We start from the raw sequence: 23,898 nt of genomic DNA on the forward strand, positions 1-23,898 counted from the left end.
TGTTTCGCCCATAAAAAACCCCGTCACATGGACGGGGTTTTTTTAGTGCGCCAGAAACTTACTCTGGGCGAACTTGTGCAGCTTGCATACCCTTTTGGCCTTTCTCAGCCACGAAGGAAACGGTTTGGCCTTCTTTCAGGCTTTTGAAACCGTCGCTTTCGATAGCTTTGAAGTGTACGAACAGGTCGTCACCGCCACCTTGAGGAGTGATGAAGCCGAAGCCTTTTTCATCGTTGAACCATTTAACGGTGCCGGTTTGGCGATTAGACATGGTGTATCTCCAAGAAACATATATTTTCAGTAGTGCTGTGCTGCTCAGGCCAACTGGGCACACCGGAGTATCATAGTCGAAATGTTCGCTTTGGGAGCCCCCCGGACGTGCTGTTTGCCCTCATATAGCATGCTTTTCGTCGCGTCGAATGGCTGAAAGCCCCGGTTTAAGCGGCTTTGCGCTAAAAAACAGGGCAGTAAAAAAAGCCATAAAACCTGCGTAAATTATGTAAATCGGCCCTTTTTTGGCTGATTTTGACCTGCCAATCCTTCAAAAGCCGACCTGTGAACCCTTATTTCTGGACTCGGCACGCCGAGATTTCTTTCAGTGCACGCTGACTCAATTCGGCGCCAGGTGGATTGTTTTTGTCCATCAACTGAGTGATCTCCTGGGAGGTGAATTTTTTATCGAGAACTTCGGCACCGCATGCACAGTGCTTCTGCGCTTCAGCCATATTCAACTTTTGGCTGGCAGCTTTGGTGCAATCGCTCATGTACTGGGCTTTCACACCGGCTGGCCATGCGGCATGTGCGCTCAGTGGCAGCATCAAGGCAAGCGGGGCGGCGAAGGCAAAAAGACGGGTAAGACGCATGTCAGGAACTCCTTGGGGTCGATAATCTGTAGCGATTCTCAGCCTATTTGAGGTGGCCCGTACATCTCAAGTTCACTCTGCGCGGTAAAAGTGTGGAAATCTTCATTGTCTGGCTACGCAGGCGTCGACGACCGTTCATCTGTGCTAGCATGCCTCGCTCGGGCGTTTGCAAGCTCCGGAGACCTTCAGTCCCGGTGGCGGTAATTGCCCGAATAACCCTGATTTGAATCCCAGTCACTCTGGTTCGGTTTTCCGGTTGGCCGCAAGGCTCCTGCCGCTGTAAGGCAGGCGTTCGTCATTGAATGGCCTGGATCGGATCTTGTACTGGCTCATCCCAACCCACGTGACCTTTGGTAGGGGTCACCACTAGGAGAGGAGGCGCCATGCCAACTATTACTCTTCCCGACGGCAGTCAACGTTCATTCGATCACCCGGTTTCCGTAGCCGAGGTCGCTGCATCCATTGGTGCTGGCCTGGCCAAAGCCACCGTGGCCGGCAAGGTCAATGGCAAGCTGGTCGACGCCAGCGACATCATCGACAGCGATTCCACGCTGCAAATCATTACGCCAAAGGATGAAGAGGGGCTGGAGATCATTCGCCACTCTTGCGCCCACCTGGTTGGCCATGCGGTCAAGCAGTTGTACCCGACCGCCAAAATGGTGATCGGGCCGGTCATTGACGAAGGCTTCTATTACGACATCGCCTTCGAGCGTCCTTTTACTCCGGACGACCTGGCCGCCATCGAACAGCGCATGCAACAGCTGATCGAAAAAGATTACGACGTGATCAAGAAAGTCACTCCGCGCGCCGAAGTGATCGAAGTGTTCAAGGCCCGTGGCGAAGACTACAAGCTGCGCCTGGTCGAGGACATGCCGAACGAACAGGCCATGGGCCTGTACTATCACGAAGAATACGTCGACATGTGCCGCGGCCCGCACGTGCCGAACACACGTTTCCTGAAATCCTTCAAGCTGACCAAGTTGTCCGGCGCCTACTGGCGTGGCGATGCCAAGAACGAGCAATTGCAGCGCGTTTACGGCACCGCTTGGGCAGACAAGAAGCAGCTGGCGGCTTACATCCAGCGCATTGAAGAAGCTGAAAAGCGCGATCACCGCAAGATCGGCAAGCGCCTGGGCCTGTTCCACACCCAGGAAGAGTCGCCGGGCATGGTGTTCTGGCACCCGAACGGCTGGACTCTGTACCAGGTCCTCGAGCAGTACATGCGCAAGGTTCAGCGCGACAACGGCTACCTGGAGATCAAGACTCCTCAAGTCGTTGACCGCAGTCTGTGGGAGAAATCCGGGCACTGGGCCAACTACGCCGACAACATGTTCACCACCCAGTCGGAAAACCGCGACTACGCCATTAAGCCAATGAACTGCCCTTGCCACGTGCAAGTGTTCAATCAGGGCCTGAAAAGCTACCGCGAGTTGCCGATGCGGCTGGCCGAATTCGGTGCTTGCCACCGTAACGAGCCATCGGGAGCGTTGCACGGCATCATGCGTGTGCGTGCGTTCACTCAGGATGACGCCCACATCTTCTGCACTGAAGAGCAGATGCAGGCTGAATCGGCTGCGTTTATCAAGCTGACCATGGACGTTTATGCCGATTTCGGCTTCAAAGACGTCGAGATGAAGCTGTCCACTCGTCCGGAAAAACGCGTTGGTTCTGACGAATTGTGGGATCGCGCCGAAGCGGCATTGGCTGCAGCCCTTGATAGCGCGGGCCTGCCGTACGATCTACAGCCGGGCGAAGGTGCGTTCTACGGTCCGAAGATCGAGTTCTCGCTGAAAGATTGCCTCGGTCGTGTCTGGCAGTGTGGTACCCTTCAGCTCGATTTTAACCTGCCTGTCCGTCTGGGAGCCGAATACGTCTCCGAAGACAACAGTCGCAAGCACCCGGTAATGTTGCACCGGGCGATCCTGGGCTCCTTCGAACGTTTCGTCGGAATCCTGATCGAGCACTACGAGGGTGCATTCCCTGCGTGGCTGGCTCCGACCCAGGCAGTGATTATGAATATCACTGATAAACAAGCCGATTTTGCTGCTGAAGTTGAAAAAACCCTCAACGAAAGCGGATTTCGTGCCAAGTCTGACTTGAGAAATGAAAAGATCGGCTTTAAAATCCGCGAGCATACTTTGCTCAAGGTTCCCTATCTCTTGGTTATCGGAGATCGGGAAGTCGAGATGCAGACTGTCGCTGTGCGTACTCGTGAAGGTGCTGACCTGGGCTCGATGCCCGTCGCCCAGTTCGCTGAGTTTCTCGCGCAAGCGGTTTCCCGGCGTGGTCGCCCAGATTCGGAGTAATTATTATTAAGCGTGAAATGAGACAAGATAAACGAGCTGCACCGAAAGCCCCGATCAACGAGAATATCTCGGCACGCGAGGTTCGGTTAATTGGGGCTGAAGGCGAGCAGCTTGGGATTGTGTCAATTGAAGACGCGCTTCTTAAGGCTGAAGAAGCCAAGCTCGATTTGGTGGAAATTTCCGCCGATGCAGTACCCCCTGTTTGCAAGCTGATGGACTACGGCAAGTCGATCTTCGAGAAGAAGAAGCAGGTTGCTGCGGCCAAGAAAAACCAGAAGCAGATCCAGGTTAAAGAAATCAAGTTTCGTCCAGGGACGGAGGAAGGGGATTACCAGGTAAAACTGCGCAACCTGGTACGTTTCCTGAGTGATGGGGACAGGGCCAAGGTATCCTTGCGATTCCGCGGCCGTGAGATGGCCCACCAGGAGCTGGGGATGGAACTCCTCAAGCGAGTTGAAGGTGACTTGCTCGAGTACGGTTCGGTCGAACAGCATCCTAAGATGGAAGGACGCCAGCTGATCATGGTCATCGCCCCGAAAAAGAAGAAGTAATCATCAGGGCACGGCAGGCCTTCTGATTATGTTTATCAACTGAATGCGGAGTATCCGAACATGCCAAAAATGAAAACTAAAAGTGGTGCTGCTAAGCGGTTTCTGAAAACTGCTAACGGTATCAAGCACAAGCACGCTTTCAAGAGCCACATCCTGACTAAAATGTCGACCAAGCGTAAGCGTCAACTGCGCGGTAGCAGCTTGCTGGCACCGTGTGACGTGGCAAAAGTCGAGCGCATGCTGCGCCTTCGTTAATTTAGTCAAGAATAGAGGAAGTAACTCATGGCTCGTGTAAAGCGTGGCGTCATTGCCCGTAAACGTCACAAAAAAATTCTGAAACTTGCTAAAGGCTACTACGGCGCTCGCTCGCGCGTATTCCGTGTTGCCAAGCAAGCGGTAATCAAGGCAGGCCAATACGCCTACCGTGACCGTCGTCAGAAAAAACGTCAGTTCCGCGCTCTGTGGATCGCTCGTATCAACGCTGGTGCACGTATCAACGGTCTGTCCTACAGCCGTTTCATCGCCGGCCTGAAAAAAGCGTCCATCGAGATCGACCGTAAGGTTCTGGCTGATCTGGCAGTGAACGAAAAAGCGGCGTTTGCTGCGATTGTCGAGAAAGCTAAAGCCACCTTGGCTTAAGTACCCCCGACAGTCACCCGGCCTCACCTCTGTGGGGCCAGGTGTTAAACGTCATAAATAGGGGAAGAGCCTTCAAGCTCTTCCCCTATTTTGTATCTGGAGTCTGTACATGGAAAACCTGGACGCGCTCGTCTCTCAAGCACTAGAGGCTGTGCAAAGCGCTGAAGATATCAATGCCCTGGAGCAAATCCGGGTTCACTACCTTGGCAAAAAGGGTGAATTGACTCAGGTGATGAAGACCCTGGGGAATTTGCCGGCAGAAGAGCGTCCGCAAGTCGGCGCCCTGATCAATGTTGCCAAGGAGCGTGTCACAGAGGTTCTCAATGCCCGCAAGGCACTGTTTGAAGAGGCCGACCTGGCCGCCAAACTGTCTGCCGAGTCCATTGACGTGACCCTGCCTGGCCGCGGCCAGACCTCCGGTGGTCTGCATCCGGTTACCCGGACTCTGGAACGTATCGAACAGTTCTTCACTCACATCGGCTACGGCATTGCCGAAGGCCCTGAGGTCGAAGACGACTATCACAACTTTGAAGCGCTCAACATCCCAGGCCATCACCCGGCCCGGTCGATGCATGACACCTTCTATTTCAATGCCAACATGTTGCTGCGCACCCATACCTCGCCGGTACAGGTCCGCACCATGGAATCGAAACAGCCGCCGATCCGCATCGTCTGCCCAGGTCGTGTGTACCGTAGCGACTCCGATATTACCCACTCGCCGATGTTCCACCAGGTCGAAGGCCTGTTGGTTGATCGCGATATCAACTTCGCCGACCTGAAAGGGACCATCGAAGAATTCCTGCGTGTGTTCTTCGAAAAAGAACTGGCCGTGCGTTTCCGTCCTTCGTACTTCCCGTTCACCGAGCCATCCGCCGAAGTCGACATGGAATGCGTGATGTGCAGCGGTAAAGGCTGCCGCGTCTGCAAGCAGACGGGCTGGCTGGAAGTGATGGGCTGCGGCATGGTTCACCCGAACGTGTTGCGCATGTCCGGGATCGACCCGGAAGAGTTTTCGGGCTTTGCCTTCGGCATGGGCGTTGAACGTCTGGCCATGCTGCGTTACGGCGTGAACGACTTGCGTCTGTTCTTCGACAACGACTTGCGGTTCCTCGCGCAATTTCGCTAGTCGTAACGAATTCTTAGGAGAGCAGGATGAAATTCAGTGAACAATGGCTGCGTGGCTGGGTAAGCCCGCAGGTAAGTCGTGACGAGCTGGTTGCTCGTCTGTCGATGGCCGGTCTTGAGGTCGATAGCGTTACGCTGGCCGCCGGCGAATTCACCGGTGTGGTGGTGGGCGAGGTGCTGAGCACCGAGCAGCATCCGGACGCTGACAAGCTGCGTGTGTGCCAGGTCAGCAATGGCTCTGAGACCTTCCAGGTCGTCTGCGGCGCGCCAAACGTGCGCCCGGGCCTGAAGATCCCGTTCGCCATGATCGGTGCCGAGCTGCCGGGCGACTTCAAAATCAAGAAAGCCAAGCTGCGTGGCGTTGAGTCCAACGGCATGCTGTGCTCGCAGGCCGAGCTGCAAGTGGGCGAAGGCAACGATGGTCTGATGGAATTGCCGGTCGATGCGCCGGTCGGTCAGGACATTCGTGAGTACCTGAGCCTGGACGACGCCAGCATCGAGGTCGACCTGACCCCGAACCGCGGCGACTGCCTGTCCCTCGCCGGTCTGGCCCGTGAAGTCGGCGCGCTGTACGACGCCACCGTCACCCGGCCGGTCGTTGCCACCGTTGCAGCCGTGCACGACGAAGTGCGTTCGGTTGAAGTGCTGGCGCCAGCCGCTTGCCCGCGTTACCTGGGTCGTGTGATCCGTAACGTCGACCTGTCCAAGCCTACGCCGCTGTGGATGGTTGAGCGTCTGCGTCGTTCCGAAGTGCGCAGCATCGACGCGGCTGTCGACATCACCAACTACGTGATGCTGGAGCTGGGTCAACCGCTGCACGCCTTCGATCTCGCCGAAATCAATGGCGGCATCCGCGTGCGCATGGCCGAAGAAGGCGAGAAGCTGGTGCTGCTCGACGGCCAGGAAGTCACCCTGCGTAGCGATACCCTGGTGATTGCCGACCACACCCGCGCTCTGGCTATCGCCGGCGTCATGGGTGGCGAGCACAGCGGTGTGAACACCGCGACCACTCGCGATATTTTCCTTGAAAGCGCGTTCTTCGATCAGATCGCCGTCGCTGGCAAAGCCCGTTCCTATGGCCTTCACACCGATGCCTCGCACCGCTACGAGCGTGGCGTGGACTGGCAACTGGCCCGTGAAGCCATGGAGCGCGCCACTGGCCTGCTGCTGGAGATCACTGGCGGTGAAGCCGGTCCGATCATCGAAACCGTCAGCGAACAGCACCTGCCGAACATTGCTCCTGTGACGTTGCGCGCACAGCGCATCACCCAAATGCTGGGCATGGAAATGGATTCGGCCGAAGTCGAGCGTCTGCTCAATGCTTTGGGCCTGAGCGTTTCAGCCGATGGAGCAGGGCAGTGGCGCGTTGAAGTGCCAAGCCATCGCTTCGACATCAGCCTGGAAGTCGATCTGATCGAAGAGCTGGCCCGTCTGTACGGTTACAACCGTCTGCCGGTTCGCTACCCGCAAGCTCGCCTGGCGCCACAAGCCAAGGCCGAAGCGCGCAGCGAGCTGCCTGAGCTGCGTCGCCTGCTGGTCGCTCGTGGTTACCAGGAAGCGATCACCTACAGCTTCATCGATCCGAAACAATTCGAACTGTTTAATCCGGGTGTGGAACCGCTGCTGTTGGCCAACCCGATTTCGAACGACATGGCGGCTATGCGCTCGTCCTTGTGGCCAGGTCTGGTCAAGTCGCTTCAGCACAACCTGAACCGTCAACAGGATCGCGTCCGTCTGTTCGAAAGCGGCCTGCGCTTCGTCGGTCAACTCGAAGGCCTGAAGCAAGAGCCAATGCTGGCCGGTGTGGTGTGCGGTAGCCGTCTGCCGGAAGGCTGGGCACAGGGTCGCGACGTCGTGGACTTCTTCGACGTCAAGGCTGACGTGGAAGCGGTATTGGGCTTTGCCGGTGCGCTGGGCTCGTTCACTTTCGTGCCGGGCAAACACCCGGCGCTGCACCCGGGTCAAACCGCGCGCATCGAACGTGAAGGCCGTCTGGTAGGTTTTGTCGGCGCCATCCACCCCGAATTGTCGAAAACCCTCGGTCTCGACCGTCCGGTCTTCGTGTTCGAGCTGGTTCTGGCAGAAGTGGCGTTGGGCAAAATGCCTAAATTCCAGGAGTTATCGCGCTTTCCTGAAGTGCGTCGTGACCTTGCACTGATCGCCGAAAAAGACGTCGCAGCCAACGCCGTACTGGACGTAATCCGTGAAAATGCAGGGGAATGGCTGACGGACCTCAGGCTATTTGACGTGTATCAGGGTAAAGGCATTGATCCTGATAGAAAAAGCCTCGCAGTCGGCTTGACCTGGCAGCATCCATCGCGCACTCTTAATGACGATGAGGTGAATACCACGACGCAAAATATCCTCACCTCGCTCGAACAAAGGTTGAACGCCACGTTAAGGAAGTGACGTATGGGGGCTCTGACGAAAGCTGAGATGGCGGAACGTCTGTATGAAGAGCTGGGCCTGAATAAACGGGAGGCCAAGGAATTGGTCGAACTGTTTTTTGAAGAAATCAGGCACGCTCTTGAAGACAACGAACAAGTCAAATTGTCCGGTTTCGGCAATTTCGACCTTCGGGACAAACGCCAGCGGCCTGGCCGCAATCCGAAAACGGGGGAAGAAATCCCGATCACGGCTCGCCGTGTGGTCACCTTTCGTCCAGGGCAGAAGTTGAAGGCCCGAGTTGAGGCTTATGCTGGAACCAAGTCATAACGACGAGCTCCCCGTCATCCCAGGCAAACGCTACTTCACCATCGGTGAAGTCAGCGAGCTGTGTGCGGTAAAACCGCACGTGCTGCGTTATTGGGAGCAGGAGTTTCCTCAACTCAACCCCGTCAAACGCCGCGGGAACCGCCGGTATTATCAGCGACAGGACGTGCTGATGATCCGGCAGATCCGCGCGCTTCTTTACGATCAAGGGTTCACCATCGGCGGCGCGCGCCTGCGCTTGTCCGGCGATGAAGCCAAAGACGACACCACTCAATACAAACAAATGATTCGGCAGATGATTGCCGAGCTGGAAGATGTGTTGGTGGTTCTCAAGAAATAATTTCCTGCGTTTGAATACTTCCAGTTTTCAAAAGCTTGCGATATATTCTTGAGCGTCCTTCGAGAAGAGGGATGAGTTTCACGCCTAGTCGGGGCGTAGCGCAGTCCGGTAGCGCACTAGCATGGGGTGCTAGGGGTCGAGTGTTCGAATCACTCCGTCCCGACCATATTCTTCAATGATTTGGGCCAGTGTTCACAGCACTGGCCTTTTTCATGTGCGTGAGATTTGCGGGATAATGTGAGTTCGCGCCGCTTTTGGCCCTTTTTCGCGCTGCCATTGGCACCAATCCTGTCTGATATTTCTCTTCCTTTCTCAGCTTTTTCGCATGTCAGATAGCCTTGCCAAACGCCCTGTTTCCGGGCGATTCGGGCGTTTTTCCTCACCCGCTCCGCGGCGCTAAACCCTGGAAGCTCAGTTCCGATTCTTCGTTCTTAAAGGTCACCATCCAAAATCAGCGAAACCGGCTGTACGTCACGCGGGCCGTGCCTTTGAAGACAAACGGAAGCAGCGAAAGCCGGACTTCCGATTGTGCGCTAGGGAAACGGAACAGAGCGCGGGGAGGGCGCATCTATTCGAATTGATTGCTGACGGGCTGTGGGCCTTCTGAAGACCCTTTGATCACAAGGCCCAGGGGCCGATTTGGAATCAAACCATCGCGTCCGAGAGCCTGACTCATACCTCCAAATTCGACGTTTTTTGGCCCAAACCGCAGTGCCAAACAGACCGCAAATTCACCCGACTTCTTGCTGTTTTGGTGACAAACCATTTTGCAGGTAGTTGGCACCGATTGAGTGCCGCTGAACCCTCGAAAGATCCGTCGGCCGCGGCTTCTAGCGGTCAGCTCGGAATCTCTTGCAAGGTCCTAGTCGGTGCCAAATCCGCTGCTAACTCACAATACGTTGCTAACTCAAGGCGCGATATTTAAAGATTGAAGGCTTCCCGAAGAATATCCTCCAAGTCTTTCGGCTTACGGCCCAACAGTGTTTCAAGCGTACGACTGCTCTGGTCGAAAGCGCCTTTATCGATGGCCTTACCCCAGTCGCTGATGAATTTCGCGACCGCGGTTGGCCAGCCTTCACTTTCCCGAGCGGCAATGAATACTTCAGCGGAAATTGGCTGGTACTCAACCGGCATGCCCGTCAATCGAGAAAACCCGTCGGCGATATCCTGAAATGACCACGTCTGTCCCGCATTCAGCAAGTAGGTGCGGTTCTCATGCCCAGTCTGGGTGAGCAGTGTGGCCCCTGCTTCTGCCAGCTCTGCGTAGGTGGCCGGCCCGATTCGACCTTGACCTGCCGGGACGCTGAAGCCTTCTTTTGCCGCATTGGCACCGATGAAGAAGGGCAAATCGTCGGCGTATAACGGATGTTGAATAATCGTGTACGTGAGGCCCGACTTTTCTAGCAGTCGCTCGGTAGCTATATCGCTCTCCGTCACCCCTTCAATCGGTGCCAGCTCATCGTTGATCCGTTGAATACTGGTGTAAACCACATGGCGAACACCTGCCCGGCCGGCAGCAACGATCACGTTTTTATGGTGGGCAACACGATCACTGAACGCTACGGCTGATACCAGGTAGATTTTTTCTACTCCTTCGAATGCCGCCACCAACGAATCGTAATCGGTGTAATCCCCGTAGCGCACTTCTATTCCTAATACAGCCAAAGGCTCAGCCTTCTCAGTATCACGTGCCATTGCCACAACATTTGATGCCGGGATTTTTTGTACCAGTGAACGCAAGACTGCATTGCCCAATCTGCCTGTCGCGCCAGTAACTAGAATTTTTGCCATGAGCTTTGCTTTCCAATCGTGATGATCCGGTAGGCACAATCATGACGAAAGCATCAGGGATAAATTAGTCTCCAATCGGTAGAATCACCTTCAACCAAAAGTTGGAGATGACCATGGAAACTCTCGGCAATCTGGAATCGTTCGTTCGTGCCGCGGAGGCCAGCAGCTTCTCCGAAGCCGCCAGGCGTATGGGGGTTTCGGCTGCTGCCGTGAGTAAGAATGTGGCACGGCTCGAAGCCAATTTAGGCACCCGACTCTTCCAGCGCAGCACAAGAAGCCTGACCCTCACTGAGGCAGGAGAATTGTTCTATCAACAAGTTTCGGGCGGCCTCGAAACCATCCAGGGTGCTATCGCGCAATTGGGCGAAGCCCGAGAAGTCCCGGCAGGACGATTGCGGGTCAATTTGTCTCCGTCTTTCGCTTACGATTATGTCCTGCCACTACTCAAAAGTTTCAAACAGCGTTACCCCGAGGTTGTTCCGGACTGGCACTTGGAAATCCGTCGCGTCGATTTGATTGGTGAAGGTTTTGATGTGGCCATCGGTGGCGGAATTGAATTGTCTCCGGGAATCGTAGCGCGAGAGTTGGCCAAACTTCATCTTGTCGCTGTTGCAGCTCCGCAGTGGTTGGAGGGGCGGACAATGCCTGTTGTTCCTGGAGAGTTGCAGGGGGTGGATGGCATCGTCATGCGTTCGACCAGCTCAGGGCGTTTGCTCAACTGGACACTTCGGGATGCTGGAGAAGGGCGGTTTGACCTCAACCTGAAACCAACGGCCATCATGAACGATCCAGAAGCGTTGTGTAGCTGTGCACTGATGGGGCTGGGTGTCGGGCTGGTACCAATGGAGCGCGCATGGCCCTGGTTGCAAAGCGGTGATCTGGTTCGATTGTTACCGGATTGGTACGTGGATCTCGGTGTCGTTTCGGTGTACTTCTCGTCTCGAAAAGCTTTGCCGGCCAAAACACGGGTGTTCGTGGATTTTCTGCTGGAGCATTTTCAAGGATCGCTCAGCCAGCGTTTCCGTGCCGATTGACGCCTATGGCAATTGGCTCAGCAATATATCCGCGACACGACGTAATTCAGCTTTGCTTGCAGCAGCCTTGGCTGCAGGCCAGTCCCTAGTGAGGCTGCTAACGAGTCTTGGCCAGTTATTCTGAGTACTTTGTGAAGATCAGGTCTGTCGCAGGGGGCAGTTTCGTATGGCAGGCGAAGCAGCCATTTATGATCTTTTCACTGGGATTGGGTTTGCCGTTTTCAAACTGCCCATAACCCCATCCGCCTGTACTGGCGTAGCGCTTGGAGTCTTTGACTTCGATCTGGACGTTCGTGGGCTCCCCCGCGATAAAAGACTGGTCCCGACCAAACACAGCATTGTTTTGCGCGGAGGGTTCATATTTATAAGCGAGCCGAGCGATGACAGTGCCATCTGGAAATGGAAGTGTCCTATCCCTAAACGCTTTCATGGCGACATCATTTCCCAGAATTACACGGATGTCAGGTTTATCACCTTCCTCATGAGCAATGCTGACAAATTGCCAGTTTCGGTAGCCCGGCGGGAGTGTCACGCCGAAAATTGGCGATCCTTCTGCGACTGGGGCAGGGGTTGAATCAGCGTATGCAGCAACCGAAAAAACCAGCCCGCAGAGAAAACTGGTGATCGCGGTTAGAACGAGCCATTTTAAAGTCATCACAAATTCTCCAACGATGGTTTACGCAGTTGTGTCGACTACATTGACGACGGCCTGCAAGAGCATCCGGCCTTGCGACCGGATGCTGATTGAACGAATGCCGCGACCGCACATCGACGGTTGCAAGCAGTCGTCATTTGGCGGTGGCAGCCGTTTCAATCAGGCTGGCAACAACCTTCGGATTGGATACCATCACGACGTGGGAAGCGCCTTTGACCGCCACGGTCTTTTTGGCATGCGCACGTTCGGCCATGAACGCCTGGGCTTGCGCGGGGATGTTCTTGTCCTTGTCACCGTAAACGAACCATGAAGGGATGGTTTTCCACGCCGGTTCGCTCGATTTTTCGTTCAGCGCCGCTGCGGTCACAGGGCGTTGGGTCGCAGCCATAACCTTGGCGTCGGCGTTCGACACGTCCGCGGCGAACTGATCGTGAAACTTGTCCTGTTGGATGTAGAGGTCCTTACCACCGTCGGCTAACTCAACCGGTGGCGCCAACGTTGGGCCAAGTGTGTTACCTGGGAAGCGACCTGCCAGGTCTGCGGTGGACTCGCCTGCATCGGGTGCAATAGCAGCGACGTAAACCAGGGCTTTGACGTTGGCATTTCCATAGGCCGCTTCGCTGATGACCGGCCCGCCATAAGAGTGCCCGACCAATACAACTGGCGTCTTGATGCTCGCCAACACATCAGCTACCGACTGTGCGTCGCCCTTGAGCGAGCGAAGTGGGTTGGAGGCCGCGATCACTGGATAGCCGTCCTTTTCCAGAATCTTGACCACGCCATTCCAACTGCTGGAGTCGGCGAAGGCACCGTGCACTAACACCACGGTCGGTTTGACCGGAGCAGCGAGCGCAGCGGTCGCACTGACCATTGCCGCCGCGAGGGTCAGACCTGCGAATAACTTGTTCATCGAGTGTTCCTGTATGTGAAGAGAATTGTCGCAGTGAGGTCAATTTGAAATGAGTGCAGGGGCACGCCTCTGCTACTGGCTGCAAATCGATCAACTGCGTGGGTCATGGTCTGCTTGAGGCAAGCATGTGAGAACGACCAGAAAGAACAATCTACTGTTTCACTTTGTGGAATGGTTGCGGGGTTCACCGAAGCCTGCGAGTGGCGGCAGGGCAGACAGACAGAAAACTTGAGGGGGAGGGGCGGCGACTTCATCCAGTCAGGTATCCATCACAAAACGCCCGCGTCGAGGGCGATAGTCCGTGTGATGGAGAAGTCCCGCTTGAATGGCTCAGTACGCAGCGTGGTTGTGGGGACCTACAACAAATAGCTGTAGTTGAAGATCAGGCGTGTCTGGTCCTGGTCTGGTAGCGCAGAGTTGTCACCGCGATAAGTTCCATGGCGCAGGGTCGTCCCAAAGCCTTTCAATGGCCCGATTGGAATGACGTAGTCAATCCGTAAATCACGTTCCCATTCCGCGTGATCGCTTCCACCTCGAATGTCTTTGATGTTGTCGCCGCTCAGGTATGAGAACGAGGCTTTCAACCCTGCCATACCGAGCTTCGTGAAATCGTAGGAATACTGACCGAAATTGGTCTGTTCGCCAGCCCTGGAAAAGTTGCCCACCATCGCGTCAGTGAACAGATAAAAAGCTGTGCCTCCGTTTCCCTCTGGGTTGTTATGACTGTCTACAACGTTGCCCTGGTTGAGCCATACGAAGCCCCCATCATCGTTGACGCTTTCGTGGCCTAACATCAATGCGTGACCACCCAGGCTGTAGGTGAACATGGCGCTCCAGGTTTTGTTGTCGACTTCCCCTGGGGTCTTGGCAAAACCCCCGTTATTGTTGAAACGGTATCCGGCGTCGCCATTTTTTCCGTCGGAACTGCTATCGAAGTACCGCAAATCTGATTTGAAGGACTGTTCGTCACCTAGCGGCAGGACATGAACCAGGCCAAGGAAATTCTGTTTGTAGTAGTTTTCGAGTTTGGCGAAGTAGTACTGAAACGTCAGGTCCTTGGTCGCTTTCCAGTCACCGCCAGCGAAGCGAAAATCGTTCGATTCTTGTGTGCCACCTGCAACGGACAATCCCGTGGGGTTACTGGTAGCCCGCCCTGAGGATTGGTCGAGCTTACCGGCTGTAAGTGTGAGGCCATCGATTTCCTTGGAGGTGAGGATGCCGCCTCCAAAATTTTGTATGACGAGCCGTGAATCTGTGGCAACAAGAATCGGCAGGTTAGGCGTGAAAACATTGCCGACGGCTAACTCTGTTTTTGAGAGACGTGTTTTGATATTCGCGCCTGCTCTGCCCCATGAGTGAACGGCGGAGCCGTCAGAGTCACTTGGGAAGAACGTGTTAGCGTCGGGGTGATGGCCTTTGCCGCCGTCCAGATGGATGGCAACCAACGAAGATATGTCGAGGCCAAACCCTACCGTGCCTTGAGTAAACCCCGATACGAAACCGAACTTAAGCGCTGTTGCTGTTTCGCGCTGGTCGGCCCCGCCCTCGTGATTATCGTTTGAGTAATACATTGTGCGAGAACTGATGGTCGCTTGACTGTCTTCAAGGAAACCATGCGTTGTGGAGTCTGCGGCATGGGTACCGATTGAGAAACCAGCGAGAATCATCGCAACTGGCAAGGTATTTCTTTCCATAAAAGCTCCTGAGTTGTCGGCGCTGATTGAAAACTGACTCACCTTGCCATTTGAAAAATGAAGCTGTTCTTATCTGGTTTTTAGTCGATCCGGATAGCTTAGCAGCAGTCCCGCTAGAGGGGGGGTAAGGTCCACCCTTGGCAAAATAGCCACAAGCGCTTCGGCGAGGGTGGACGACTCGACTGACGAGTCATGTCAAAAAATCCATACCAACCACTACCAGCATCAGCGCGAAAAGCAGCTTCAGGATTCTGGGTGACAGCTTGTGAGCGAGCTTCGCACCGACGGGTGCGAAAAACATGCTGGTAAGGGCGATGCCAATCACTGCCGGCAGGTAAATAAAACCGAGGCTGTGTTCTGGCAACACTGGATCGTGCCATCCAAGAATCATGAAGCTGATCGTGCCCACTACTGCTGTTGGGAAGCCGCAAGCGGATGATGTTGCCACGGCCTGCTGCATGGTCAGGCTGCGCCAGGTCAGGAACGGCACAGTCATGGAGCCTCCACCGATTCCAAAAATAGCCGATGCCCAGCCGATAACAATCCCCGCCATGGCCAGCGCAGGTTTGCCTGGCAAGCCACGGCTGACTTTGGGTTTGAAGTCCAACGCCATTTTGATCGCGACTGCTATTGCGAACACACCAATGATTTTCTGCAAATCCGGGCCGGCGATGAAGCTTGCAGTCACTGAGCCCAAACCGGCGCCGATAAGAATTCCGACTGTCATCCAGGCGAACACCTTCCAGTTCACCGCGCCGGCGCGATGATGGGTGCGTACGGACAGGATCGTTGTAAATATGATGGTTGCAAGTGAAGTGCCCACCGCCAGATGAGTCAGTACCGAACTGTCAAAGCCCTGGAGGGTGAAGCTGAACACGAGCACTGGGACGATGATGAGGCCGCCGCCGACCCCAAACAAACCAGCCAATACTCCGGCACATGCGCCGAGAGCCAGATAGAGCAGAAATTCCACGGTAATCTCCGGAGACCATGGCCTGTTGCTGACGCGGCGATTGCGCGAATTCAACATGCGATGTCAGGTAGGGAAGCGTATTCGACTCGGTGTCCGTGTCGACGGGTCATCTTCCGCTGCTGTCAAAAACTTCGGAATTACCAGCTTGTACAATCCAGCGTTTCATCTGATGCAATGGTCAGGCTAGTAGGTCGAACTGAGTGTGCTTTTCTCCGGCAGATGAAAATATCGAAGAAACTAGATTCCGCGTCGCACTCTCCCGGGCGCTTCTCCATAAATCTCTTTGAATTTCTTGCTGAATGCCGCCTGAGATTGATACCCGACCTGGGCCGCAATATCACTCAATCCCAAGTGTGAGTGACTCAAGAGGCTGAAGGCCAACTCCATTCGGACCTGCGTCAATAACACCCACGGCGATACGCCAGCTACCCGAACGAATGCCCGCATAAAGGTCGCGCGCGACATGCTCGCGGTTTCGGCCAAGCCTTCAATTGTCCACTCGTGAGCCGGGTCAGCCAACATCGCCTGCCAAGCGCGGCCTAAGCGTTTATCGCTGAGCAAGGCCAGCGTACCGCTATCGTGTCCATGGCTGGCCAAGTGTGCGCGAAGGATCAACGTGAACAACGCCTGAGAAAAAGCATCGAGCAAAAATCGTGCACCGACCTGGTCGCCATCTGCTTCACCACGCAACAGTTCGACTAGCGCCGCTAAGGGTCCGTTGGCGGGTAGGGCACCGCTAGGGATCACCAGATATTCAGGGAGGGCTGCAAACAACAGTGAAGCCCGGTTGTAGTGAAAACCACCACAAAGCATATCCAGATCCTTGCTGACGCCACCGATGCGGTATATCGGTAATACCCCGCCAGAGACGAGTTTCGGCGCGACGGGCTCAACCGTTTTTCCAGGGCTATGCATGACATGCGGCGCTCCACGTGGCAGCAGCAATATGTCTCCGGCTCGCATTGGCAGGCGCTGACCCTGCGGAAACTCCACCCGGCATTCACCTTCCAGCACAATGTGATAAGGCGCCTTTCCCAGGACCTCCTGCTCGTGATCACGAGCCCAGTCCCCCTGAAACTGACATCGCAGATCGAGACTCCCTCGAACGTTAGCCAAGCTTATGAGTTTATCGATTGAATTCATTTGAGAGCTTCGCAGAAAAAACTGAGCGGATTGAACAAACTCAAATCGCGCCGTAAGGGAAAACTGAGCGTGTAGAAACAGTACACCAACCTGCTCAGGAGTTAATGCAATGTTCAGTAACTGGTCCGAATTGTTGCCCACCATCCAGAAAGCCTTTGGCGCACTGGGCAAGAGCAACCCTAAAATGGTCAAGGCTTACATGGCCCTCGGTGAAGCCGCTGCCGAAAATGATGTGTTGGATGTCAAAACACGCGAGCTGATCTCGATTGCTGTTGCCGTCACCACTCGATGCGACGGTTGTATCGCCGCTCACACAAATGCAGCGATCAAGGCTGGTGCGAGTCGCGAGGAGGTCGCTGCGACGTTGGCTACGGCAATTTCGATGAACGCTGGCGCTGCATACATCTATTCGCTGCGCACGCTTGAGGCGTATGACTCGTTGAAAAACTGAGCGGCTACATCATTCCTCTGAGGCCTCGGCACTGTGAAGTTCCGGGGCTTTTTTTATGCCTTAAAAACCTCAAGGACACCTTGAGAGGATCAAGCAATAACTTGAGCATGACGCACAAAAGTGCCGGCGGAAAACCCCCCAGACTGGCTCCACATTCAATTATTCGGAGAAGTCTCATGCTCACCTCATTCACTGGCTGGCTACGGTTCATCAGTAAAGTTGACACGTTTGGCTCATCACTCATGCGACTGGCAATCGCTGTGGTTTTCCTTTGGATTGGTTTCCTCAAATTCATCCCTTACGAGGCAGATAGCATCACGCCGTTTGTTGCCAACAGCCCGTTCATGTCGTTCTTCTATGAGCACCCGCAGGAATACAAAGCGCACCTCACCCATGAAGGTGAACTGAATGCTGACAAGCGTGCCTGGCAGACAGCCAACAACACGTATGGCTTTTCTACTGGCCTGGGCGTTGTCGAAATCCTGATTGGATTATTGGTGCTGTCCAACCCGATCTCACGACGTACGGGTTTGCTCGGTGGTGCGATGGCCTTCGGTACGCCACTGGTGACGTTGACCTTTCTGATCACCACACCTGAAGCCTGGGTTGGTGCGCTAGGCGATGGCCAACACGGCTTTCCCTATCTGTCCGGTGCCGGTCGCCTGGTACTCAAGGACGTACTGATGCTGGCCGGCTCTCTTCCTGTGATGGCGGACTCCGCCCGACAATTACTCCGCGAACGTCGCGTTTAATTACGCATACCAGCCAACCTCGTGTTCAGAGCGTCGGCGACCGCGCTGTTGGCGGTCGCTGAAGGTTGTGACTAGCGCCTTACGCCAAGATCGACCTGCGTCATGCGACTGCGAATGGTGAACACACCATCGCCGGAAAGAATCGCACTGCGCGCAAACAATCGACCACTCTTCCAGTCCGAAAGACCCGGCTCCGGCTTATTCAACGCGTACTGCCCATCGACCCAGCGCGTGATGCCGTTGCCGACAAATGGCGCGTTGACCGCGTTGTAGAAGCGCTCATGTGCCGCGTCATCCTCACTGATCAACGACACCGTGAACTGCGGGCTGTAGCAGTTGAACAAGGCAATCGCAGGGTCCAGGTCGTCAACGATCTTCAGGCTGCTTTCCGGGGTTTCTTCCCATTCCCACTCACGACCCAGTTGATCTTCCGGCGGCGATTCGGCCAGCGCTTCGGTGCGTTAGCCTTCGGCGCGATAGACCTCGATGGTCGCAGTTTGCCAATCCTTTGGCAGGAACGCCTCGTTGCCTTCGACGATGTGCAATTTGCAGCCTTGGCCCTGTACCTTGCCAGCCTGTTGCAACGCGCCGAGAAACAGCGACACCAGTTCGGCAGCGCGGTCGCCGTGGATTATGCAAACGTTCAGGGGGTTGCAGACCTTGCGGTCGAGGGAGTTGCGCATCACGGCGGCGAAGTGCGTGGCATCAGCATCGGTGTGGTCGAGCGACCACGCGCCTTGGCTCGCTCGATAGCTACCGCCGCGGCCTGCTGGTCAGCCAACGGGATCAATAACAACTCACTGCTGGTCGCTCCACCAACAGGTGGTTCCCGAGCTGGAAGCGAGCTGCCAGCTCGGGAGTGAGACTAAACGTTCGAGTGCAAGGGACATGAAGCGGTTTCACTGCGGTGTGGTCGACCGAAAAATGTATCCGATCAACCACCCACGTCAGCTGCCGGCGACAGGTGTACGCAAGGTTACAAACTCTTCTGCCGAAGTGGGGTGCACACCGATGGTTTCATCGAACAAGCGCTTGGTCGCACCTGCCTTCAGAGCGATTGCCAGCCCTTGAATGATGTCCCCTGCGTCCGGACCGACCATATGCGCGCCCAATACTCGATCAGTACGTGCATCCACCACCAGCTTCATCAGCGTCTGCTCGGATGACTCCGTGAGGGTCAGTTTCATCGGCTTGAAGCGGCTCTCGTAGACTGTCACTTTGTGGCCATTCTCCAGCGCTTGCTCCTCAGTCAGTCCAACGGTGCCAATGTTTGGCTGACTAAATACCGCGGTAGGAATATGCCTGTAATCTACTGGGCGATATTGCTCGGGCTTGAACAGGCGGCGCGCAACTGCCATACCTTCTGCCGTAGCTACCGGGGTCAATTGCACTCGGCCAATCACATCACCCAACGCAAGAATCGAAGGTTCACGAGTTTCATAGTTGTCGTTGACGTCTATGTAACCCTTCTCATTGAGTTCGACGCGGGTATTCTCCAGGCCCAGATTATCGAGCATTGGCCGCCGCCCGGTAGCGTAGAAAATGCTGTCGGTCTCCAGTTGACTACCGTCGTTGAGCGTAGCCAGTAGACTGCCGTCCGATTGTTTGTCGATCTGGACGATATCCGTATTGAATTTCAGTTGCAGACCGCGTTTGGTCAGTTCTTCCACCAGGTGGGTGCGAACTGATTTATCAAACCCGCGCAGGAACAGATCACCGCGATACAGAAGGCTCGTGTCGGCACCCAGGCCGTTGAAGATTCCGGCAAACTCGACCGCTATGTAACCGCCACCGACCACCAGCACACGCTTAGGCAGTTGCGGCAGAAAGAAGGCCTCATTAGAAGTGATGGCATGCTCACGACCCGGGATATCCGGAATTTGTGGCCAGCCGCCGGTCGCAATCAAAATGCGTTCGGCACTGAAGATCTGCCCATTGACTTCGACGTGGTTCGGATCGGTCAGGCGTGCGTGGCCTTCAAGCAACGTCACGCCACTGTTAATCAGCAGCTTGCGGTAGATGCCGTTGAGTCGCTCGATCTCGCGGTTCTTGTTGGTAATCAACTTTTCCCAGTCGAATTGTGCTTTGCCGGCAGTCCAGCCAAAGCCCTCGGCCTGTTCGAAGTCATCGGCAAAATGCGAACCGTAGACCAGCAATTTTTTCGGCACACAACCGACGTTGACGCAGGTACCACCGAGGTAGCGGCTTTCGGCAACTGCCACTTTCGCGCCAAACCCCGCGGCAAAACGTGCTGCTCGTACACCACCGGAGCCCGCACCAATTACAAACAGATCAAAGTCGTAGGTCATTTCATTTCTCTACAAGGGGTGAACGGCTCTTGGCTGTCCAAAGTCATTAATGGGTAGGGTGTCGAAGCGTCAGCGCGCGCTTCAGTGAAGTGCGCAACTTCAGGAAAAAAACACTGCCGGCAGATGGCTTAGAGCAATCTTTCAGCGCTGCAAAACCGGAATCGCGGGCAAGCGCTCCCATCAGTTGGGGGAGTAGAAAGCCGCTTTCGTGCTCACTTTGCGACATGACCGAATAGTCCGGCCATGAGCTGCTAATGCTGGAGTGATTGAAATCAATCATGTGAAGACTCCCAAGATGAAGAACGCTGCAATGACCCGAAACGGTTAGTTGCTTCTGGTACCAGTCTCGCCATCAAGGGGTGATTAGAGAATGGGCAAGGATGTCATGACTTAATTGTGCTGGATGAAACAATGGGGTCAGAACGTCGACTGAAGCTAAGACCGCGACCCAACCAAGTCATGTCATGCGTGACTTGTCCGTAGACCGGGATCATGCACTTGGCCGTTGCCATTCGTCTGGTCGGCAAGCTTGCGCAGAAGGTCAAACGCCGTCAGCCGAGAGCCCTCGCTGAAGCGCTCGGGAGCGTACTTTTTCACTCGACTTACAGGTTGAACCAGGAAAAGGGCGGGGCGGTTACTCGTGGGAGCCTCTTGTTCACTTGTCAACGGATTGGTCTACATTGAATGGGCTTGCAAAGGTGTACGTCATCACCAACATCGGTTACAGCAACGTCTGATTGACGACGACCTCCTCGCGGTCTACATGCCGCAGTTGATTCCGTATGCCCACAAGCTCGTTTTTGATGTGTTGCAGACACGGCATCTCTGGCATCGCAACTCGACTTCTCAAGCCAGGGTCTCGATAACGTCCATCTATGTTGGAGCAATCGTCATGAGCCTCACCCTCTATGGTTTTGACGGCAGTCCATACGTGCGCACAGTGAAGATGTTACTCAAGGAAAAAGGTGCGGAATTTAATCAGCTACAGGTAAACGTGATGAAGGGTGAACCGCATTCGCCGGAACACCTCGCACGGAATGCATTCGGCAAGGTACCCGTCGTCGATCACGACGGTTTCAGAGTGATCGAAACAGCGGCGATCATGAGCTACCTGGATGAGGTTTTGCCTGGGCCTTCGCTGACCCCGAAAACTCCGCGGGATCGAGCCAGAAGTCATATGGCTCAGTCAATTTACGACTCCTATGGCTATGGCTCGATGGTTCCAGTCTTCGGTTATTACCTGTTCCCTGACTTTATCGGAGGACAGAATGATGCCTCTCGCCTGCAAGGCATCGAAAAGTCGAAACTAGTGCTTACCGAGTTGATGAAGATCAAAGGCAGCGATCCATTTCTTGCCGGCCCGTCGCTGAGTATTGGCGATTTATACCTGGCACCGGCGTGCGCTTACTTGGCGATGACTCCGGATGCAGAACAAGTGTTTGCAATCAACGGCTTTGCTGATTGGTGGTCCCGCATCCAGGCATTGCCCAGCTTCACATCCACCCCACCGCAGTAGTTTCGTTGCAGATCGTGCTCAGTACGCCAAGACGTTTTCTCTTAGGCTCCGACGCGACATTCGGGCATGCGGACAGGCTTGAATCTGACGCTTGAAACCTCTTTTGACGTTTTTACACATCCTCGATTGAGGGTGTGTAAAAACGTTTTTTTGTGGCGCAAAGAAATGGTTGGGGGCTTTGCACTTCATAACACCGTTTTACATCTCTTTACTCGTTGACGCGCCTACGGCCGCTCATAGTTTGTCGGTCTCCCGCTCATGACAAGATCAGGTATCACTGATCTTGCTGCTGGCTATCGGAGTAGAAAAATGACCGACAAATCTCCGCTTTCCCATGATGAAGCGACTCGCCGCAGTCTGATATTGATCGGCGTTGGTGCGGCAGTCACTACCCTGCTACCGAAAGCCGCTCAGGCGCAAACTGCTGCGCCAGCAAAATCACACAACGTCACGGCCAATACGATTTCTACCAGCGAAGGGGTAGTGCTCTACTACAAGGACTGGGGCCCGAAAACCGGACCAGTCGTTACCTTGAGCCATGGTTGGCCACTGGACTCTGACAGCTGGGATGGTCAGGCGTTTTTCCTCGCAAACCAAGGCTTCCGGGTGATTGCTCATGACCGACGTGGGCATGGGCGATCCAGCCAGCCGTGGGACGGGAATGACATGGATCACTATGCCGATGACTTGGCCACGGTGATCAATACCTTGGATCTGAAGAACGCCACGATTATGGGTTTCTCCACGGGTGGGGGGGAGGTCGCTCGTTACGTGGGCCGTCACGGCACATCGCGTGTGGCGAAAATCTGTCTGATATCTGCCGTGCCCCCTCTGATGTTGAAAACTGCTGAAAATCCAGGCGGTTTACCTATCGATGTGTTCGACGGCATCCGTGCCGGGATGATTGCCGACCGCTCGCAATTGTTCAGAGACATTCCGGCGGGCCCGTTTTATGGGTTCAATCGGCCAGGGGCCAAAACCTCCCAAGGAATGATCGACTCCTGGTGGCGTCAAGGCATGGTGGGTGGGTTCAAAAACACCTTTGATTCAATCAAGGCCTTTTCAGAAACGGACTTCACCCAGGACCTCAAAAAATTCGATAAACCGACTCTCATTGTCCATGGAGACGATGACCAGATCGTGCCTATCGACGCCGCTGGCCGGGCCTCGAAAAAACTTGTTCCTGACGCAACCCTATTGGTTTATTCGGGGGCGCCCCACGGTTTGACGGAGACCCATCGAGAGCAACTCAACAAGGACCTTTTGGCATTTCTACGCAGTTGATGGTCGCAACTGACTGGAGAGAAATCATGTCTGAGAAATTCCGTCCCATCGGCAGGCGCTCATTTGTAATGGGCGCTGTTGCAACCATGGCAGCAGGCGCAATGCCTGCCTTTGGCGCTGAAAAAGCGCCCCCCGCAGGACTTGAGAAGTACGCCGCCCCAAAAAATCCAGCATTGCCGAAATCGACGATGAAGCTGGATCTTTCCCGGACAGCACTTGTGGTGATCGATCCGCAGATTGACTTCATGAGTTCCAAGGGGCTTGCATGGGGAATGACTGGCGAATCCGTGACGGAGCAAAATCTTGTTCCTAATCTCTTGAGCCTGTTCAAAGCTGCGAAGGCTTCAGGCATTACCGTCGCCATTTCTCCGCACTATTACTGGGCCACGGATCACAACTGGAAGATCCAGGCTCCCGTCGAAGTGATGCAGCATTCAATAAAACTCTTTGATCGCAAGAGCGCTCTCGATCTGGATGGTTTTGCCAACTCGGGAAGCGATTTCATGCCCGAATTCAGGCCGTACATAGAAGACGGCAAAACCTTCGTCTGCTCACCTCACAAGCTCTACGGCCCGCAGGTCAACGACTTGACTCTTCAGCTGCGCAAGCAACTCGTTGACCAGGTGATTCTGACGGGAATGCTTGCCAATCTCTGTGTCGAATCACACATGCGTGAACTGCTTGAACAAGGGTTCGAAGTCGCGGTGGTGCGCGATGCAGTGGCGGGACCGAAACTACCCGAAGGTGATGGTTACTTGGCCGCAATCATCAACTACCGGTTCATGGCTAACGCCGTATGGACCACCGAGGAAGTGCTCGGAATGTTGGGAGGCAAGGTGTAATTGAACAG

At 54.9% G+C, this 23,898-nt stretch carries 24 protein-coding genes, 1 tRNA gene and 1 pseudogene; 15 read left to right on the forward strand and 11 right to left on the reverse strand.

All coding sequences use genetic code 11. From position 1 onward, the window contains the following. Positions 1 to 58: 58 nt before the first annotated feature. Both BK660_RS18290 and BK660_RS18295 read right to left on the reverse strand, forming a co-directional pair. Entirely contained in the window at positions 59 to 271 is a 213-nt protein-coding gene (locus BK660_RS18290) for a cold-shock protein (protein WP_003179963.1), read from the reverse strand. A 292-nt stretch (positions 272 to 563) separates the two neighbouring features. Beyond that, complete coding sequence (locus tag BK660_RS18295) at positions 564 to 863, reverse strand: hypothetical protein (protein WP_123434427.1); 300 nt, start codon at positions 861 to 863, stop codon at positions 564 to 566. A 383-nt stretch (positions 864 to 1,246) separates the two neighbouring features. Between BK660_RS18295 and thrS the strand changes: the two genes are divergently transcribed. From thrS to BK660_RS18340, 9 genes are all read left to right on the forward strand, one after another. Further along, complete coding sequence (gene thrS, locus BK660_RS18300) at positions 1,247 to 3,169, forward strand: threonine--tRNA ligase (RefSeq protein WP_010455934.1); 1,923 nt, start codon at positions 1,247 to 1,249, stop codon at positions 3,167 to 3,169. Further along, the gene (gene infC / locus BK660_RS18305; protein WP_172668659.1) at positions 3,169 to 3,720 is read left to right on the forward strand and encodes a translation initiation factor IF-3; all 552 of its coding nucleotides are present in this window, start codon (positions 3,169 to 3,171) and stop codon (positions 3,718 to 3,720) included. The genes thrS and infC overlap by 1 nt, the downstream gene beginning before the upstream one ends. Before the next feature lie 60 nt (positions 3,721 to 3,780). After that, complete coding sequence (gene rpmI, locus BK660_RS18310; RefSeq protein ID WP_008145659.1) at positions 3,781 to 3,975, forward strand: 50S ribosomal protein L35; 195 nt, start codon at positions 3,781 to 3,783, stop codon at positions 3,973 to 3,975. Positions 3,976 to 4,002: 27 nt separating this feature from the next. Further along, positions 4,003 to 4,359, forward strand: coding sequence for a 50S ribosomal protein L20 (gene rplT, locus BK660_RS18315; RefSeq protein WP_007905879.1), 357 nt, complete (start codon positions 4,003 to 4,005; stop codon positions 4,357 to 4,359). Between the two features lie 109 nt (positions 4,360 to 4,468). Then, a complete protein-coding gene (gene pheS / locus BK660_RS18320; RefSeq protein ID WP_007905876.1) occupies positions 4,469 to 5,485 on the forward strand; it encodes a phenylalanine--tRNA ligase subunit alpha in 1,017 nt (338 codons plus the stop codon). 26 nt (positions 5,486 to 5,511) lie between these two features. Further along, a complete protein-coding gene (pheT, locus tag BK660_RS18325) occupies positions 5,512 to 7,893 on the forward strand; it encodes a phenylalanine--tRNA ligase subunit beta (protein WP_123434428.1) in 2,382 nt (793 codons plus the stop codon). Between the two features lie 3 nt (positions 7,894 to 7,896). After that, positions 7,897 to 8,199, forward strand: a complete 303-nt coding sequence (gene ihfA / locus BK660_RS18330; protein WP_002553164.1) for an integration host factor subunit alpha — start codon at positions 7,897 to 7,899, stop codon at positions 8,197 to 8,199. Then, positions 8,180 to 8,536: a MerR family transcriptional regulator gene (locus BK660_RS18335; RefSeq protein ID WP_003179985.1), complete on the forward strand. Its 357-nt coding sequence runs from the start codon at positions 8,180 to 8,182 to the stop codon at positions 8,534 to 8,536. Before ihfA ends, BK660_RS18335 begins: the two co-directional genes overlap by 20 nt. Positions 8,537 to 8,625: 89 nt before the next feature. Next, positions 8,626 to 8,702 (forward strand) — tRNA-Pro (locus BK660_RS18340). A gap of 755 nt (positions 8,703 to 9,457) precedes the next feature. Here the strand turns inward: BK660_RS18340 and BK660_RS18345 are convergent. Beyond that, complete coding sequence (locus BK660_RS18345) at positions 9,458 to 10,327, reverse strand: SDR family oxidoreductase (RefSeq protein ID WP_123434429.1); 870 nt, start codon at positions 10,325 to 10,327, stop codon at positions 9,458 to 9,460. Between the two features lie 113 nt (positions 10,328 to 10,440). Between BK660_RS18345 and BK660_RS18350 the strand changes: the two genes are divergently transcribed. Beyond that, on the forward strand, positions 10,441 to 11,361 hold the full coding sequence (locus BK660_RS18350; RefSeq protein ID WP_123434430.1) for a LysR family transcriptional regulator: 921 nt from the start codon (positions 10,441 to 10,443) through the stop codon (positions 11,359 to 11,361). A gap of 115 nt (positions 11,362 to 11,476) precedes the next feature. On the opposite strand, the gene BK660_RS18355 is transcribed toward BK660_RS18350, so the two are convergent. The 5 genes from BK660_RS18355 to BK660_RS18380 all read right to left on the reverse strand — a co-directional run bounded on the left by BK660_RS18355 (position 11,477) and on the right by BK660_RS18380 (position 16,736). After that, positions 11,477 to 12,016 (reverse strand): cytochrome P460 family protein, encoded by a 540-nt coding sequence (locus BK660_RS18355; protein WP_123434431.1) that lies wholly within the window; start codon positions 12,014 to 12,016, stop codon positions 11,477 to 11,479. A 133-nt stretch (positions 12,017 to 12,149) separates the two neighbouring features. Further along, positions 12,150 to 12,926 carry an alpha/beta fold hydrolase gene (locus tag BK660_RS18360; protein ID WP_123434432.1) on the reverse strand — a complete coding sequence of 259 codons (777 nt, stop codon included), beginning with the start codon at positions 12,924 to 12,926 and terminating at the stop codon, positions 12,150 to 12,152. 356 nt (positions 12,927 to 13,282) lie between these two features. Further along, positions 13,283 to 14,620 (reverse strand): OprD family outer membrane porin, encoded by a 1,338-nt coding sequence (locus tag BK660_RS18370; RefSeq protein ID WP_123434434.1) that lies wholly within the window; start codon positions 14,618 to 14,620, stop codon positions 13,283 to 13,285. Positions 14,621 to 14,810: 190 nt separating this feature from the next. Continuing rightward, positions 14,811 to 15,593 (reverse strand): sulfite exporter TauE/SafE family protein, encoded by a 783-nt coding sequence (locus BK660_RS18375; RefSeq protein ID WP_123434435.1) that lies wholly within the window; start codon positions 15,591 to 15,593, stop codon positions 14,811 to 14,813. A gap of 237 nt (positions 15,594 to 15,830) precedes the next feature. After that, entirely contained in the window at positions 15,831 to 16,736 is a 906-nt protein-coding gene (locus BK660_RS18380) for an AraC family transcriptional regulator (RefSeq protein WP_123434436.1), read from the reverse strand. 109 nt (positions 16,737 to 16,845) lie between these two features. On the opposite strand from BK660_RS18380, the gene BK660_RS18385 reads away from it, so the two are divergent. Together BK660_RS18385 and rclC are read left to right on the forward strand one after the other, a co-directional pair. Next, positions 16,846 to 17,187, forward strand: coding sequence for a carboxymuconolactone decarboxylase family protein (locus BK660_RS18385; RefSeq protein ID WP_123434437.1), 342 nt, complete (start codon positions 16,846 to 16,848; stop codon positions 17,185 to 17,187). A gap of 176 nt (positions 17,188 to 17,363) precedes the next feature. Further along, entirely contained in the window at positions 17,364 to 17,939 is a 576-nt protein-coding gene (gene rclC / locus BK660_RS18390; protein WP_123434438.1) for a reactive chlorine resistance membrane protein RclC, read from the forward strand. A gap of 71 nt (positions 17,940 to 18,010) precedes the next feature. Here the strand turns inward: rclC and BK660_RS18395 are convergent. From BK660_RS18395 to BK660_RS32455, 3 genes and pseudogenes are all read right to left on the reverse strand, one after another. Next, a pseudogene (locus BK660_RS18395) lies at positions 18,011 to 18,679 on the reverse strand (aldehyde dehydrogenase family protein); the annotation flags it as partial. Positions 18,680 to 18,886: 207 nt separating this feature from the next. Then, a complete protein-coding gene (gene gorA, locus BK660_RS18400) occupies positions 18,887 to 20,248 on the reverse strand; it encodes a glutathione-disulfide reductase (protein ID WP_123434439.1) in 1,362 nt (453 codons plus the stop codon). A gap of 46 nt (positions 20,249 to 20,294) precedes the next feature. Next, positions 20,295 to 20,528: a hypothetical protein gene (locus tag BK660_RS32455; RefSeq protein WP_148057445.1), complete on the reverse strand. Its 234-nt coding sequence runs from the start codon at positions 20,526 to 20,528 to the stop codon at positions 20,295 to 20,297. Between the two features lie 483 nt (positions 20,529 to 21,011). Between BK660_RS32455 and BK660_RS18405 the strand changes: the two genes are divergently transcribed. The 3 genes from BK660_RS18405 to BK660_RS18415 all read left to right on the forward strand — a co-directional run bounded on the left by BK660_RS18405 (position 21,012) and on the right by BK660_RS18415 (position 23,890). Then, positions 21,012 to 21,764, forward strand: a complete 753-nt coding sequence (locus BK660_RS18405) for a glutathione S-transferase family protein (protein ID WP_259698510.1) — start codon at positions 21,012 to 21,014, stop codon at positions 21,762 to 21,764. A gap of 309 nt (positions 21,765 to 22,073) precedes the next feature. Continuing rightward, a complete protein-coding gene (locus BK660_RS18410) occupies positions 22,074 to 23,048 on the forward strand; it encodes an alpha/beta fold hydrolase (RefSeq protein ID WP_123434441.1) in 975 nt (324 codons plus the stop codon). 101 nt (positions 23,049 to 23,149) lie between these two features. Further along, complete coding sequence (locus BK660_RS18415; protein ID WP_221178649.1) at positions 23,150 to 23,890, forward strand: cysteine hydrolase family protein; 741 nt, start codon at positions 23,150 to 23,152, stop codon at positions 23,888 to 23,890. Positions 23,891 to 23,898: the final 8 nt, after the last annotated feature.

The organism is Pseudomonas brassicacearum, from assembly GCF_003732265.1.
GTDB lineage: Bacteria > Pseudomonadota > Gammaproteobacteria > Pseudomonadales > Pseudomonadaceae > Aquipseudomonas > Aquipseudomonas brassicacearum_D.

What these genes read in the sequence shown, in the direction of transcription:
- pheS (WP_007905876.1), top strand. Translation starts at nt 4,469, where the DNA reads ATGGAAAACCTGGACGCGCTCGTCTCTCAAGCACTAGAGGCTGTGCAA.
- BK660_RS18335 (WP_003179985.1), top strand. Translation starts at nt 8,180, where the DNA reads ATGCTGGAACCAAGTCATAACGACGAGCTCCCCGTCATCCCAGGCAAA.
- thrS (WP_010455934.1), top strand. Translation starts at nt 1,247, where the DNA reads ATGCCAACTATTACTCTTCCCGACGGCAGTCAACGTTCATTCGATCAC.
- rclC (WP_123434438.1), top strand. Translation starts at nt 17,364, where the DNA reads ATGCTCACCTCATTCACTGGCTGGCTACGGTTCATCAGTAAAGTTGAC.
- BK660_RS18380 (WP_123434436.1), bottom strand. Translation starts at nt 16,736, where the DNA reads ATGAATTCAATCGATAAACTCATAAGCTTGGCTAACGTTCGAGGGAGT.
- pheT (WP_123434428.1), top strand. Translation starts at nt 5,512, where the DNA reads ATGAAATTCAGTGAACAATGGCTGCGTGGCTGGGTAAGCCCGCAGGTA.
- rplT (WP_007905879.1), top strand. Translation starts at nt 4,003, where the DNA reads ATGGCTCGTGTAAAGCGTGGCGTCATTGCCCGTAAACGTCACAAAAAA.
- BK660_RS32455 (WP_148057445.1), bottom strand. Translation starts at nt 20,528, where the DNA reads ATGATTGATTTCAATCACTCCAGCATTAGCAGCTCATGGCCGGACTAT.
- BK660_RS18415 (WP_221178649.1), top strand. Translation starts at nt 23,150, where the DNA reads ATGCCTGCCTTTGGCGCTGAAAAAGCGCCCCCCGCAGGACTTGAGAAG.
- BK660_RS18370 (WP_123434434.1), bottom strand. Translation starts at nt 14,620, where the DNA reads ATGGAAAGAAATACCTTGCCAGTTGCGATGATTCTCGCTGGTTTCTCA.
- BK660_RS18355 (WP_123434431.1), bottom strand. Translation starts at nt 12,016, where the DNA reads ATGACTTTAAAATGGCTCGTTCTAACCGCGATCACCAGTTTTCTCTGC.
- BK660_RS18360 (WP_123434432.1), bottom strand. Translation starts at nt 12,926, where the DNA reads ATGAACAAGTTATTCGCAGGTCTGACCCTCGCGGCGGCAATGGTCAGT.
- ihfA (WP_002553164.1), top strand. Translation starts at nt 7,897, where the DNA reads ATGGGGGCTCTGACGAAAGCTGAGATGGCGGAACGTCTGTATGAAGAG.
- gorA (WP_123434439.1), bottom strand. Translation starts at nt 20,248, where the DNA reads ATGACCTACGACTTTGATCTGTTTGTAATTGGTGCGGGCTCCGGTGGT.
- BK660_RS18385 (WP_123434437.1), top strand. Translation starts at nt 16,846, where the DNA reads ATGTTCAGTAACTGGTCCGAATTGTTGCCCACCATCCAGAAAGCCTTT.
- BK660_RS18345 (WP_123434429.1), bottom strand. Translation starts at nt 10,327, where the DNA reads ATGGCAAAAATTCTAGTTACTGGCGCGACAGGCAGATTGGGCAATGCA.
- BK660_RS18290 (WP_003179963.1), bottom strand. Translation starts at nt 271, where the DNA reads ATGTCTAATCGCCAAACCGGCACCGTTAAATGGTTCAACGATGAAAAA.
- rpmI (WP_008145659.1), top strand. Translation starts at nt 3,781, where the DNA reads ATGCCAAAAATGAAAACTAAAAGTGGTGCTGCTAAGCGGTTTCTGAAA.
- BK660_RS18410 (WP_123434441.1), top strand. Translation starts at nt 22,074, where the DNA reads ATGACCGACAAATCTCCGCTTTCCCATGATGAAGCGACTCGCCGCAGT.
- BK660_RS18405 (WP_259698510.1), top strand. Translation starts at nt 21,012, where the DNA reads ATGCCGCAGTTGATTCCGTATGCCCACAAGCTCGTTTTTGATGTGTTG.
- BK660_RS18295 (WP_123434427.1), bottom strand. Translation starts at nt 863, where the DNA reads ATGCGTCTTACCCGTCTTTTTGCCTTCGCCGCCCCGCTTGCCTTGATG.
- BK660_RS18350 (WP_123434430.1), top strand. Translation starts at nt 10,441, where the DNA reads ATGGAAACTCTCGGCAATCTGGAATCGTTCGTTCGTGCCGCGGAGGCC.